The 13,780-nt window shown below is 60.6% G+C and carries 13 protein-coding genes; 10 read left to right on the top strand and 3 right to left on the bottom strand.

Annotated elements, in window-relative coordinates; genetic code table 11:
• Positions 1-134 precede the first annotated feature (134 nt).
• Entirely contained in the window at positions 135-1,400 is a 1,266-nt protein-coding gene (gene lysA / locus GQB03_RS12990; protein WP_159689901.1) for a diaminopimelate decarboxylase, read from the bottom strand.
• Entirely contained in the window at positions 1,397-1,564 is a 168-nt protein-coding gene (lptM, locus tag GQB03_RS12985) for an LPS translocon maturation chaperone LptM (protein ID WP_159689898.1), read from the bottom strand. Before lptM ends, lysA begins: the two co-directional genes overlap by 4 nt.
• 46 nt (positions 1,565-1,610) lie before the next feature.
• Between lptM and cyaY the strand changes: the two genes are divergently transcribed.
• Positions 1,611-1,940, top strand: coding sequence for an iron donor protein CyaY (gene cyaY, locus GQB03_RS12980; RefSeq protein WP_159689895.1), 330 nt, complete (start codon positions 1,611-1,613; stop codon positions 1,938-1,940).
• Positions 1,941-1,976: 36 nt separating this feature from the next.
• On the opposite strand, the gene GQB03_RS12975 is transcribed toward cyaY, so the two are convergent.
• Positions 1,977-4,388, bottom strand: coding sequence for a penicillin-binding protein 1A (locus GQB03_RS12975; RefSeq protein WP_159689892.1), 2,412 nt, complete (start codon positions 4,386-4,388; stop codon positions 1,977-1,979).
• A gap of 167 nt (positions 4,389-4,555) precedes the next feature.
• Here GQB03_RS12975 and GQB03_RS12970 point away from each other — a divergent pair, with 167 nt between their 5' ends.
• From GQB03_RS12970 to GQB03_RS12930, 9 genes are all read left to right on the top strand, one after another.
• On the top strand, positions 4,556-5,626 hold the full coding sequence (locus tag GQB03_RS12970; protein ID WP_159689889.1) for a pilus assembly protein PilM: 1,071 nt from the start codon (positions 4,556-4,558) through the stop codon (positions 5,624-5,626).
• On the top strand, positions 5,626-6,204 hold the full coding sequence (locus GQB03_RS12965; RefSeq protein ID WP_159689886.1) for a PilN domain-containing protein: 579 nt from the start codon (positions 5,626-5,628) through the stop codon (positions 6,202-6,204). Before GQB03_RS12970 ends, GQB03_RS12965 begins: the two co-directional genes overlap by 1 nt.
• Positions 6,201-6,881 carry a type IV pilus inner membrane component PilO gene (locus tag GQB03_RS12960; RefSeq protein ID WP_235027054.1) on the top strand — a complete coding sequence of 227 codons (681 nt, stop codon included), beginning with the start codon at positions 6,201-6,203 and terminating at the stop codon, positions 6,879-6,881. Before GQB03_RS12965 ends, GQB03_RS12960 begins: the two co-directional genes overlap by 4 nt.
• Positions 6,823-7,425: a pilus assembly protein PilP gene (locus tag GQB03_RS12955; RefSeq protein ID WP_235027053.1), complete on the top strand. Its 603-nt coding sequence runs from the start codon at positions 6,823-6,825 to the stop codon at positions 7,423-7,425. Before GQB03_RS12960 ends, GQB03_RS12955 begins: the two co-directional genes overlap by 59 nt.
• Positions 7,422-9,581, top strand: coding sequence for a type IV pilus secretin PilQ (gene pilQ / locus GQB03_RS12950; protein WP_159689883.1), 2,160 nt, complete (start codon positions 7,422-7,424; stop codon positions 9,579-9,581). The genes GQB03_RS12955 and pilQ overlap by 4 nt, the downstream gene beginning before the upstream one ends.
• 28 nt (positions 9,582-9,609) lie before the next feature.
• Positions 9,610-10,854, top strand: a complete 1,245-nt coding sequence (locus tag GQB03_RS12945) for an Ig-like domain-containing protein (protein WP_159689880.1) — start codon at positions 9,610-9,612, stop codon at positions 10,852-10,854.
• 77 nt (positions 10,855-10,931) lie between these two features.
• On the top strand, positions 10,932-11,459 hold the full coding sequence (locus tag GQB03_RS12940; RefSeq protein WP_159689877.1) for a shikimate kinase: 528 nt from the start codon (positions 10,932-10,934) through the stop codon (positions 11,457-11,459).
• Positions 11,447-12,532: a 3-dehydroquinate synthase gene (aroB, locus tag GQB03_RS12935; protein WP_159689874.1), complete on the top strand. Its 1,086-nt coding sequence runs from the start codon at positions 11,447-11,449 to the stop codon at positions 12,530-12,532. The genes GQB03_RS12940 and aroB overlap by 13 nt, the downstream gene beginning before the upstream one ends.
• 1 nt (position 12,533) lies before the next feature.
• On the top strand, positions 12,534-13,655 hold the full coding sequence (locus tag GQB03_RS12930) for a deoxyguanosinetriphosphate triphosphohydrolase (protein WP_159689871.1): 1,122 nt from the start codon (positions 12,534-12,536) through the stop codon (positions 13,653-13,655).
• The last annotated feature ends 125 nt before the right edge of the window (positions 13,656-13,780 follow it).

The raw sequence follows: 13,780 nt of genomic DNA, 5'->3' as shown, positions 1-13,780 counted from the left end.
GGGCCCGGCGGGCGCAACCATACGGTAGCGTGCTGCAAGTTGTCGTGCGACATGATGTCGCAGATGGTCGATACGGGGCGCCGGCAGGAACGGCGCATTGGCCGCTTCGATCCTGCCGGCGGTCGATTGCCTGCTCAGTCAGCGTTCATCATGTGCTCACCCCGATACAGGTCTGCGATCTGCTCGCGTTCGCGGATCAGCCATGTGCGTGTTCCGTCCACCATGACTTCCGCGGCCCGCGGACGGGTGTTGTAGTTCGAACTCATGGTCATGCCGTAAGCTCCCGCCGACAACAGGGCCAAAAGATCCCCAGGGGCTGCGGCGAGTTCGCGGTCATGGGCAAGAAAGTCCCCGCTTTCACAGATCGGTCCGACTATCTCGTAACGCTGCGTGGCCGTATCGGAACGGCTGACCGTGACCACTTCATGGAAGGCATCGTAGAGCGCCGGGCGCGCCAGATCGTTCATGGCTGCGTCGACCACCGCAAAATTCTTTTCCGATCCGGGCTTCAGATACTCGATGCGGGTCAGAAGCAGGCCGGCGTTGCCGATCAGTGAGCGGCCCGGTTCGAGACTGATCTCTTCGCTTCGGCCGGCGAATCGTGCCAGCAGCGGTGCGAGGTACTCCGCCGGCGTGGGCGGTGTTTCGTCCTTGTAACGGATGCCGAGCCCGCCGCCTAGGTCGATATGGTCGAGTGGAATGCCCTCTCCGGCGAGTTGATCGACGAGACCGAGAATCTTGTCGGCAGCTTCCGCAATGGGGGCTGGATCCAGCAACTGCGAGCCGATGTGGCAGGCGATACCGCTGATCCTCAGGCCCGGGAGGGTGGCTGCGCGGCGATACAGCGTCAGGGCTTCGTCGAAGGCAACACCGAATTTGTTGCTGCGCAGGCCGGTCGAGATGTATGGATGGGTCTTCGGGTCGACGTCCGGATTCACCCGCAGGGCGATCGGTGCGATCTTGCCCATGTCGCTCGCAATGGCTGCCAGTCGGTTCAGTTCGGCTGCTGATTCCACGTTGAAACAACGTATCCCCGCCCGCAGAGCTTGCCGCATTTCGGCTTCGGATTTTCCGACGCCGGAAAACACGACTACCCCCGCATCGCCGCCAGCCGCGAGGACCCGTGCGAGCTCCCCCCCCGACACGATGTCGAAACCGGCGCCGAGCCGCGAGAACAGGTTGAGTACCGCCAGATTCGAATTGGATTTGACCGCGTAGAAGATCCTCGCACGGTGTCCCTTCAAGGCCGCCTGGTAGGCATTGAAAGCGACCGTCAGGGCCTCGCGGGAATAAACGTAGGTCGGTGTGCCGTACTGCTCGGCCAGTGTGGCCAACGATACGCCTTCAAGGTAAAGACCCGCTGCTTCTTCGTGCAGCGTGGAAATTGGATAGGTGCTCATTGCGGGGCGTCCTGCCGGAGTTTGTTGTTATGATCCGCCGGCTCGTGTCCGGCCTTGCCGTCCGGCGCCGGCCGGGTATCGGGCAGATACAGGGGCCCTTTGATGCCGCAGCTGGCCAGCACTGCTACCAGGGACGCAAAGCAGAGAAATCGAAGAGCGCGCATGGCGAATCCGGATAAAACGGCGATGTTAACAGATGGAGTGACACAAATGGATGAGGCCGCATTCAATGTGCTGGCGGAAGCGGAGCTGACCCGCATTGAGCAGGCGCTCGAAGCCTTTGACGATGACATTGAGCTCGAGGTGCAGCCCGGAGGCGTGCTCGAACTCGAGTTCGTGAACGGCAGCAAGGTCGTGATCAACCGCCACACCGCGGCGCGGGAGATCTGGGTCGCGGCCAAAAGCGGCGGATTTCACTTCAGGCCCGAATCCGGGAAGTGGCTCGGGACGCGTGACGGCGTGGAACTTTACGCCGCCCTCGGGCGGATATTCAGCGAGCAGGCTGGACGCAACATCGACCTTTCGGCTGGCGATGAGTGACCGCCCCGCAGCGCACCGACAGCGCGGTGCGCTCACCTAGTTTCGCTTGATTGGTCGTGGTGCCAGATCGTAGACGGGCGCCGGGTTGCGCTGGGGGGCGGGAGCGACCGGCGCCGGTGCCGGAGATGGCGTCGGCGGCGATGGGAAGAAGCCCGGGCCGTAGCTGAACGGCTCTTCGCTAGGTGGCGGCAACGCGTCCGGGTCGATGGTCGGCTCCGGCGGAACGGGTGGGAGGTTTTCCTGATACATCAGCTCATTGCTGTTCCCGTCTTCCGTCTGGATGCGGATCAGGCCGGGCGGCTGCTCAAGCCGGGTTTCCGGTACGTCCTTGAGCGCGGAGCGCATGAAATCGATCCAGATCGGCAGTGCGGCTGCACCGCCGGTTTCACCCCGGCCAAGGTTCTGCGGCTGGTCGAAACCGACCCAGCTGATTGCGACCAGGCGGGGTGAATAGCCGCAGAACCAGGCATCGACGTAATCGTTCGTGGTGCCGGTCTTGCCGGCCAGATCGTTTCGACCCAGGCTGCGGGCGCGGGCTCCGGTGCCGCGCCGGACAACATCGCGAAGCATCGAATCCATCAGGTAGGCGTTGCGCGGGTCGATGACCCGCGCTGCCGACTCGCTGGCCAGTGGCGGATCCACCCGGGCAAGTACCCGACCGTCGCCGTCTACCATTTCCTTGACGATGTAGGGCTCGACCCTGAAGCCGCCATTGGCAAAAACCGAATACCCGCTGGCCATCTCCCACACCGTTGCCGAACCTGCGCCCAGAGCCATGGTGAGGTAGGGCGGGTGACGGTCTCGCTCGAAGCCGAAACGGGTGATGTAGTCCTGCGCGTACTCCGGTCCAATCGATTGCAGCAAACGAATCGACACCATGTTCTTCGAGCGAGCCAGCGCGTCACGGATGGTCATCGGGCCATCGTAGCGCCCGTCATAGTTCTTTGGCTCCCACGCCTGACTGCCGGTAACACCGGAAGAAAAACTCAGGGGAGAGTCATCCACCCAGCTGGCCGGGCTGTAGCCTTTCTCGAGCGCTGCCGAATAGATGAAGGGTTTGAAGCTGGATCCTGGCTGGCGCCAGCCCTGGGTGACGTGATTGAACTTGCTCAGGCCAAAGTCGAAACCACCCACCAGTGCCTTGATTGCACCACTATGGGGGTCTGTTGCGACCAGGGCGGCCTGAACCTGCGGAAGCTGGAGAATCTCCCAGCCCTTTCCGGTATTGCGGATCCGAATGACCGCGCCGCGCCGCACCCGCTTGCCCGCAGGGGCCCGATCCGAAAGCATCGGCGCCGCAAAGCGCAGTCCAGCTCCCTCGATCTCGATCGTCGTGCCGCGCCGGTATGCCGTAACCTTTTTGGGTTCGACCTTGAGCACTACGGCTGCCAGCAGATCATCGTAGTCGGGCACATCGGCGAGAATGTCGTCCAGTGCTTCGTCCTGATCCGAGCGGATGTCCTTCATGTCGGCAAAGGATTCCGGCCCTCGATAGCCGTGGCGACGGTCATAGTCGAGCACGCCCTTGCGAAGCGCCTGATATGCGGCTTCCTGGTCTTCGCTGGAGATGGTCGTGGTGATGCGGATCCCCATCTCGTAGGCTGCGTCCTTGAACTGCTCCACTGCAATCCGTCGCGCCATCTCGGCAACATACTCGCCGTGTACGTTGATCCGGTTCGGACTGCTGCGAGCAGAGACCGCACGTACCGGGTTTTCCGTGGCTTCTCGGAACTCCGACTCAGTGATAAATCCGAGTTCGCGCATCCGACGAAGCACGTAGGCCTGGCGCAGCGCCGCGCGCTTCGGATTCACAATCGGGTTGTAGGCGGAGGGGGCCTTCGGCAGGCCCGCGAGCATTGCGGCTTCTCCAATGCTCAAGTCTTTCACGGATTTGTCGAAATAGGTACGAGCGGCAGTTGCAAAACCGTAGGAGCGCTGCCCAAGATAGATTTGATTGAGGTAGATCTCGAGGATCTGGTCCTTGGTGAGATTGCGTTCGATCTTTATGGAAAGAAGGATTTCGTAGAATTTGCGACTAAAACTTTTTTCGCGCGTGAGGAAGAAATTGCGTGCCACCTGCATGGTGATGGTCGATGCGCCTTGCTGCTTTCCGCCCGAGGTAAGGTTGGCCAGGGCTGCGCGGGCGATGCCGATAGCATCGACTCCGGGGTGCTCGTAAAAACGTTCGTCCTCTGCCGCGAGCACCGCGTTTTTCATTACTGCCGGAATCTGGTCTATAGGCACGAAAGAGCGACGTTCTTCGCCGTATTCGGCGAGAAGGTGACCGTCGGCAGTAAAGATTCGCAGGGGGATCTTGGGGTGATAGTCGGTGAGGATGTCGACCGATGGCAGGTTCGGCCAGGAAAAGGCGGTCAGTGCCGCTACACCGGCCAGTGCAACAAGGGCAAGTGAAAAAATGACGGCAAGCGGATATAGGACCCAGCGCATCGGGTTTCCAGTGGCGGACAAGGAGCCGAATTATAGAGCGCCACGCAAATGTGCACCACCGCAAGTGCCTGACCCGATTTAACTTTACACCCGGGTGGCTTGTTGTTAGCATTTCAAGCGAATTATTGTTTGTGCGCGTAACTAACGGAAAATAAAGGGAAAATCACGTGCTTGATTTCTCGCTTTTTGCTCGAAAGGCGCGCCCTTTGATCGGTCTGGATATTTCCACGTCTTCGGTAAAGATGGTGGAGTTGTCCGGCGATGACAAAACGGGCTTCTGTATCGAGCGCTACGCAGTCGAACCTCTGGCGCGTGAGGCAGTTGTCGATGGCAATGTTGCCAATCTTGAAGCCGTTTCCGATTCCGTCAGACGCGCGCTGAGGCGGATGGCCAGCAACGCCAAGCTGGTCGCGATGGGGCTGCCCGCCTCGTCGGTGATCACCAAGCGAATAACGCTTCCGGGTGGCCTTCGCGAACAGGAGATGGAAGTACAGGTTGAGGCCGAGGCCAACCAGTACATTCCGTTTGCTCTGGAAGAGGTCAATCTGGATTTTCAGGTAATCGGCCCCGCCGGCGACAGCGACGACGTCGAGGTGCTTATTGCCGCTTCGAGAAAGGAAAAGGTCGAGGATCGAGTCGCGGCCGCAGAGGCCGCCGGCCTCAAGGCGCAGGTCGTGGATGTCGAGTCCTTTGCGGCGCAGGCAGCTTTCGAACTGGTCGCGAAAAACATACAGGGCGGCATGGAGGGCAAAATCATTGCGCTGGTGGATATCGGCGCAACCTCGCTCGATGTGACCGTTCTGCGTGATGGTCATCAGATATACGCGCGCGAGCAGTCGTTCGGCGGCAATCTGTTGACCCAGGATATTGCCCGACAGTACGGCATGAGTTTTGATGAAGCCGAGGCAGCCAAGCGCAGTGCGAGTCTGCCGGAAAACTACGAGACCGAACTGCTGCGCCCCTTCATGGACAGTCTGGCACTGGAAATCTCGCGGGCGCTGCAGTTCTTCTTCACTTCCACGCAGTACAACCAGGTCGATCAGATCGTCCTGGCGGGTGGCTGTGCGGTAATTGCGGGCCTCGCCGAGGTCGTTTCCGGGCGCACGCAGGTGTCGTGCATGGTGGCCAACCCGTTCGCTGGAATGACCCTGTCCCAGAAGATCCGACCCAAGAACCTCATGGCTGATGCGCCCAGCCTGCTTGTCGCCTGCGGTCTGGCATTGCGGAGATTCGACTAATGATTCGCATCAACCTGCTGCCGCACCGAGAGCAGAAGCGCAAGGAGCGGCGCCAGCAGTTCTACGGACTGGTCGGAATCATGCTTCTGATCGGTCTCGTGATCGCGTTCCTCGTGCACTCGGTGATCGCCGGTTCCATCGAGCGGCAGGAGTCGCGAAACAATTATCTGAAGCGCGAGATTGCCGTGCTGGACGGGGAAATCGCGGAGATCAAGCGGCTCAAGGAACAGATTGAGGCACTGCTGTCGCGTAAACAGGTCATCGAGTCCCTGCAGACCTACCGTACCGAGGCGGTCCATTTGATGAACGAGATGGCCAGGCAGATGCCGGAGGGCGTCTACCTCAAGTCCATCAAGGAAACCGGCGACAAGATCCAGTTCATCGGCTACGCACAATCGAATGCGCGGGTTTCGATACTGATGCGCAACCTCGAGGGCTCGCCCACGCTGAAGGAACCGCAACTCATCGAGACCAAGGCAGCGGTAGTCGATGGGCGGCGGGTCAGCGAATTCAACCTCGTCGTCAGCATCGATCGCAAGGTGGACGCAGATGGTGAGCCCAAGGAGAAAGCCAAGTGAGTGCGAAGTCGGCGGTTGAAAGCCTGCGGTCGATCGACTTCGAGCGGCTTGGTCGTGATTTCAAGGGGCTAGACCCCAATGATCCGGGAATGTGGCCGCTGGCGCCGCGCATCGCGGTGCTCGCGGTGGTGCTGGTACTCACGGTAGTCGGCGCGTGGTGGTTCGACTGGAGCGACCAGCTCGACCAGTTGAAATCCAGCGAAGCGGCCGAACAGAATCTGCGCGAAGAGTGGATGGGCAAGAAGCGTATGGCGGTCAATCTTGACGCGCATCGACAACAGCTCGCCGAGATCGACCGGCAGTTCGGTGCACTGCTGAGGCAGCTTCCGAACAAGGCGGAAATGGATTCCCTGCTTGCCGATATCAACCAGGCCGGCCTGGGGCGCGGGTTGCAGTTCGATCTCTTCAAGCCGGGCTCAGACGTGGTTCGTGATTTCTACGCCGAGATGCCGATAACCGTGAAAGTGGTCGGTGCATATCGGGACCTCGGGGCTTTCATCAGCGATGTGGCCAAGATGCCGCGCATCGTCACGATGCAGGACATCGCGATCGCTTCCGACAAGGACGGACGCCTGATGCTCGATGGCAAGGCGGTGACCTATCGCTACCTCGACGAGGATGAATTGGCTGCCCAGCGCAAGAAAGCCAAGGAAGCCAGGGAAGCCAAGACGAAATGAATCCGCAGACGGGGCCAATATCATCATGACGTTCCGGATACTCACCGTAATTCTGCTGGCTCCGCTGCTGGTGTCTTGTTCCAGCCCGGAGCAGGACATCCAGGAGTGGATGACCGAAGAAGCATCCCACATGAAGGGAGGCGTCAAGCCCCTGCCTGAAATAGAACCGGCGCCCGTGGTCGAGTTCGACGAAACGCTGGTGACCGACCCGTTCCGCCCGAGCAAGATGGAGCCGGACAAACGGGCGGTCGGCGGCCTCAGGCCCGATGTCAACCGGCGACGTGAGCCGCTCGAGGCGTTCCCGCTCGAGAGCCTGTCTTTCGTCGGTGTGATCCAGCGTGGCAAGGAAAACCTCGCGCTGGTGAAAGCCGGTGAAGCGCTTTATCAGGTGCGCAAAGGAAATTATCTGGGCCAGGATTTCGGCGTGGTGACCGGCATTTCAGGCGCGGAAGTGTCGATCAAGGAATTGGTCGAAGACATGAACGGCGAATGGGGCGAACGTGTGAGCACTCTGCATCTGCAGGAGCAGGAGACTAAGAAATGAGAAGGGGAATCGTAAAGCTGGTCTGTGGCGCGATCTGTGCCGCATCGACCCTGTTTCCTGTTGCAAGTCATGGTGCCGCCACCGCTGCCACGGCTGAAGAGGTCGTTGTCGGCAACAGTATCGAAGCCTTGCAAGTCAACCAGAACGGAAACGAAGTGGTCGTTCGGTTGACCATGCAGAAGCCCATGACGACACCGCCGCCCAGCTTCAGCGTCATGACCCCGGCGCGGATTGCGTTCGATTTCACCGATACGGGTAACGGTCTGGGCCGGAATGTCCAGGTGCTCGACGCCGGGGATCTCCGGAGTGCGAATATCGTCCAGGTGGGCGACCGTACGAGACTTGTCCTCAACCTGAACCGCTCGGTGCCTTACGAGACGCGTCTCGACGGCAAATACGTGTTCATCACGGTTTCGCCGTCCGAGACCGCGGCACGTCCTGCTTCGGCCGCAGCTTTCTCCAATGCCACCGAAGAATCGGCCGCCGCCGCAGTGGATCGCACCATCCGCGACATCAATTTCCGTCGCGGTGCCAACGGCGAAGGACGGATCATCGTTGACCTCGGTTCGCCGGATACCGCCATCGACATTCGGCGCAAGGGGGCGAACCTCGTCGTTGATCTCATGAAGACCAGCCTGCCGGAGCCGCTGCGCCGCCGTCTCGATGTCACGGATTTCGGGACACCGGTCACCAGCGTGGTTTCTCAAGAGCAGGGTGGTAACGTGCAGATGACCATTTCGCCGCATGGCCTGTGGGAGCACAACGCCTACCAGAGCGACAACCAGTTCGTGATCGAGGTCAAGCGCGTGGTCGAGGATCCGAGCAAGCTGGTGCAGGGTAACGAGAAGGGCTATCAGGGCGAGAAGCTGTCGCTTAACTTCCAGAACATTGATGTCCGTTCGGTGTTGCAGGTGATTGCAGACTTCACCAACTTCAACATCATCACGAGCGAAACCGTCCAGGGAAGCCTGACCCTGCGCCTCAAGGATGTGCCGTGGGATCAGGCTCTCGACATCATCCTGCAGGCAAAGGGGCTCGACAAACGCAAGAACGGTAACGTGATCTGGATTGCCCCGCGCGACGAGCTTGCCGCCCGGGAAAAGCTCGAACTCGAAGCCAAGGCCCAGATCGGGGATCTGGAGCCGCTTGTTACCGAAACCTTCCGCATCAACTATCACAAGGCCAAGAACGTTGCGGAATTCCTCCGTGCAAAGGATCAGACGGTGCTTTCCAAGCGCGGGAACGTGGTGGTCGATGAGCGAAGCAACAAGCTCTTCGTGCAGGATGTGGCGACGCGGCTCGAGGATGTGCGTCGGCTGATATCGGAGATCGATCTTCCCGCCCGGCAAGTCCTGATCGAAGCGCGGATCGTCGAGGCGACTGACACCTTCTCCCGGGAGATCGGTGCGCGCCTGGGCTTCGGCGGCGTGTTCGGCAGCACCAACGTGTCCGGCATTCCGCGCACGTCGATCGGCGGCGGTCTGAATTCGAGTGCTTATCAGGCCGGTCTGGTTGAAGACAAACCCGATCTGTTTGCCGATGGTCAGGCAGTCAATCTCCCGGTCAACACGACGACCAATTTCCCCGGGCAGCAGGCCGGCGCGATTTCGCTGGTGCTGTGGAACAGTGCCGCAACCCGTTTCCTCGACCTTGAAATATCCGCCCTCGAAGCAGATGGGCGAGGCAAGGTGGTTTCACGACCGAAAGTCATGACGGCGGATCAGATCGACGCGGTGATCGAGCAGGGGGTCGAGATTCCTTACCAGGAAGCGTCCAGCTCCGGTGCAACGAGCGTGTCATTCAAGAAGGCCAACCTGTCGCTCAAGGTCAAGCCACAGATTACGCCGGATGGTCGGGTCATGCTGAGCCTGGATGTGAACAAGGATACCCCGGACTACACGCGGCAACTGGCTGGCGGTGTCCCGATCAACACCAAGCACGTCAAGACCGAAGTGCTGGTCGATAACGGCGGAACGGTGGTGATTGGCGGGATCTACCAACAGACCATAGGCAACTCGACGACCAAGGTGCCGTTCCTCGGTGACGTTCCGGTTCTGGGGCGCCTGTTCCGCAATGATTACAAGAACGACCAGAAGTCCGAGCTGCTCATTTTCATTACCCCCCGTGTGGTCGAAGACCAGTTGGTCAACCGCTGAGAGCGGTGACAAGTATCAAGGAGCATGAATGTTTAAGTCATTGATTCAGCGCCTCGGCGTTGTGGTTGTTGTTGGATTGGTCGCCGCGTGCGGTGGTGGGGGAGGGGGTGATTCGTGCAATCCGCTGCTCAGTTCGTGTACTGGCTCGGGCGGTGGAGGAACAACGCTCGTTCCGACTGCCACGATTTCGCTTGCCGACGATTCGGGCAGCGCATCGGATCGCCTCATCTTCGGCAAACCGCTGAGCGTGAAGCTTGTCGCCAGGGACGGCAGCGGAAACCCGATCAAGGGCGCGGTAGTGACCTTTGAGGCCCAGAGTGCTTCATCGATTGCCGAGGTTGCACCGACGACGGCACTCACGAATGACCAGGGTGTGGCGGTCACCACGCTGAGTGCCTTGACGCCGTCGGCCGCCGGAGCCTTCTTCGTCGCGGGCACCTTCGATACGGTGGGCGGTGAAACGGCGACCGATCGTGCAGCCGTACAGGCCAACGCATCGAATGTGACCGGCACCGTCGGCAATCCGGCATATCTGCAGTTTGTCTCGGCCTCACCCGCAACGCTGGTCCTTTCGACGACCAACGGCACGGGGTGGCCCAACCTCTCCCAGACTTCGCAGGTGAAGTTCAAGGTATTCGACATAGACGACAATCCCGTATCGTCCGCGCGCGTCGATCTCCAATTGTCCACCTATCTGGGCGGACTGAAGATCAACGGCGGGACGACAGCCTCCCTTTTCTCGGATACGAACGGCGAGGTCACCGCAACCGTGACTGCGGGAAGCACGCCGATCTCGCTGTGGGTCGAGGCCACTCTGCCGACGAGTGCCGAGCCGACGCGGATTTATCGTTCCGGTGTACAGCTCGTCGTATCGACCGGCTTCCCGGACGAGAGTCATTTCGCGATATCGCACGAGGCAAACTCGAGCTGCGGGAAACCTGCCGAGCCATTGACCTATCCGTGCCTCTTCATCCTTACCGTCGCGGACTCACTTGCCCAACCGGTGCCTGACGGTACCCAGGTGCTCGTGGTTGCAAACAATGGTCTTGTCGTCGGTGACGTCGCAGGGCAGCCTACCGCCGCGTGTGCAACCGTCAGCGGTGTATGCCAAGTGGAGTTCCGTGGCGATATTCGTGGGGTCAACGAACTCGTGGCCTATACCCGTGGGGTCGGAGCGCCTGCTGCGCCGGTTGCCTTCTCGCTGACGGGGACGCAGACGATTCTTCCTCTGCCATCTGCTGCGGACTATATACGCGCAAACATCATTTACTGACTCCTCACCGTAAAAGCCATTCTGCGGGCCGCTCTGCGGCCCGTTTTTACGTTCATTGCGGTTACAATCCTGCGGCTATGGAGCCAGAAACCCCAATCTGTCTGGTCGGCATGATGGGTGCCGGCAAGACCACTGTCGGCAAGGATCTTGCGAAGCGGCTCGGTCGTCGCTTTGTGGATGTGGACCACGAAATCGTTGCGCGTACCGGCGTACAGATTCCGGTGATCTTCGAGATCGAGGGGGAAGAAGGGTTTCGCCGGCGCGAGTCCCAGGTTCTATCCGAACTCGTCGCTACGTCGGGTCTCGTGATCGCCACGGGAGGCGGCATCGTGCTTGCAGAAGAAAACAGGAAACTGCTGCGCGAGCATGCCTTCGTCGTGCTGATCGAGGTTTCGCCCGAAATCCTGTGGGAGCGGACCCGTCATGACCGCAACCGGCCTCTTCTGCAGGTCGAAAACCCGCGCCAGCGAATTCGCGAACTTCATGCGCAGCGGGCACCGTTATACCGTGAGGTAGCCCATCTGGTGATGAGCGGCGGTCGTGGTTCAGCACATGCGATGGCGCGAAACATTGAACGGGAACTCAGGCAGTCATGCGAACGTTGAACGTCGCGCTCGGTGAGCGCAGTTATCCGATCCACATCGGGCGTGGTCTGATCGACCAACCCGATCTTGTTCTTGATGCACTCAAGGCCCCGCGCGTGGCCATCATCAGCAACGAGACCGTCGCGCCGCTGTACATGGCGCGGCTGGCTGGACCGCTCGAAGCTGCCGGCGTGAACGTCACGCGGGTGGTGTTGCCCGATGGAGAGCAGTACAAGACCTGGGCGACCCTCAACTCGATTTTCGACGCACTGCTTGGCGCTCGGTGCGAGCGCTCGACCACGCTCATTGCGCTTGGTGGCGGCGTCATCGGTGACATGGTCGGCTTTGCGGCTGCGACCTACCAGCGTGGTGTCCCTTTCATTCAGATTCCGACAACCTTGCTGTCACAAGTCGACTCGTCGGTCGGCGGCAAGACCGCGATCAATCATCCGCTCGGCAAGAACATGATCGGTGCTTTCTATCAGCCCCGGCTGGTATTGGCAGACATCGCCACGCTGGATACCTTGCCCGCGCGCGAACTGTCGGCGGGGCTGGCCGAGATCATTAAGTACGGCCTTATCCGCGATCGATCCTTTTTCGAGTGGCTGGAGGCCAAGCTGCCGGCGCTCGTCGAGCGGGATCCGGATGCGTTGGCCGAAGCGGTGGCGCGTTCGTGTGCCAACAAGGCCGAAGTGGTCGCGGCCGACGAGACCGAGCAGGGTGTTCGCGCGACACTCAACCTCGGACACACCTTCGGTCATGCAATCGAGGCGGGCATGGGCTATGGCGTGTGGTTGCATGGCGAGGCGGTGGCTGCTGGGGCGATGATGGCCGCCGAGCTGTCCGAGCGTCTGGGCTGGCTTGATGCGGACCAGGTGGCGCGGATCGAGCGGATTCACCAGCGGGCGGGCCTGCCGGTGCACGGCCCGGATCTGGGTGCTGAGCGCTATCTCGAGCTCATGGCGCATGACAAGAAGGTCGAGGATGGCAAGCTTCGTCTTGTGCTGCTGAAAGACATTGGCGAGGCAGTCATTCATGGCGGCGCCGGTCGAGAGGACATCCTCGCTGCCATCGCTGCCAGGTTGGGAGGCTGACATGGACCTTGCGGGCTATGCGGTAAGCGAGGCCTGCTCCCGAGGTCGTACCAGGGTCGAGGCCGCCCCGGTTGCCCGCTGCGAGTTCCAGCGCGACCGCGACCGTATCGTTCATTCGACCGCGTTTCGGAGACTGGAATACAAGACCCAGGTCTTCGTCAATCATGAAGGGGACCTGTTTCGTACCCGCCTGACCCATAGCCTTGAGGTCGCACAGATCACCCGCTCGATCGCGCGCGCGCTGCGACTTAACGAAGACCTCGCCGAAGCGATCGCCCTGGCCCACGACCTGGGGCATACCCCCTTCGGCCATGCCGGTCAGGATGCGCTCAACGAATGCATGAGTGACCATGGAGGCTTCGAGCACAATCTCCAGTCCCTGCGCATCGTCGATACGCTCGAGGAGCGCTACGCCGCGTTCGACGGCCTCAATCTCATGTACGAGACGCGGGAGGGCATCCTCAAGCATTGTTCGCCACGGAACGCCCGCCTACTTGGCGAGCTCGGCCAGCGCTTCATCGACAAGCGGCAGCCATCGATCGAAGGGCAGCTTGCCAACCTCTGCGACGAGATTGCCTATAACAACCACGATATCGATGACGGTCTGCGTTCAGGGCTCATCAGCCTCGACCAGCTTGCCCAGGTGCCCGTTTTCGCGCGCAATCGTGCCGCCGTCGAAGCCGAATATCCGGGACTCTCCGGTCGTCGGCTCATTCACGAGACGATCCGTCGAATGATCAACCTCATGGCGGTGAGCCTGATTCGCGAGACATCCGAAAACATCCGCCGGCACGGCGTCCGGACGCTCGCGGATGTACACGCTGCCCCACGTCTGGTCGGGTACGGTGAGGCATTGCAGGAGGACTTGCAGTCGTTGCGGGTGTTCCTGCGCGAGCAGTTGTATTGGCACTATCAGGTCCTGCGCATGACCGACAAGGCCCGGCGCATCATTCGGGACCTGTTCGAGGCCTTCATGAGCGATCCGCGCCTTCTGCCGCCACAGGACCAGCTGCGGGCCAGAGAGGACAAGCCGCGGGCGATCGCGGACTACATCGCGGGCATGACCGACCGCTACGCGATGAAGGAGCACCGCCGTCTCTTTGCCGTGGGTGAAATTCACTGAAGATTCAAATCCTTGCCGCAGCGCAAAAAAACTTGAAAGGAAGCGTCACGCTGGGGTAAATTCAAGGCGTCCGCCAGTAGTGACAGAAGCCTTGGAAAGGCCATGTAAAGCCGGTGAGTTCGTGC

The organism is Cognatazoarcus halotolerans (assembly GCF_009800965.1).
Taxonomy (GTDB): Bacteria; Pseudomonadota; Gammaproteobacteria; order Burkholderiales; family Rhodocyclaceae; genus Cognatazoarcus; species Cognatazoarcus halotolerans.
The sequence above is the reverse complement of the archived record's forward strand: the minus strand, read 5'-3'. Positions and strand labels throughout refer to the sequence as shown.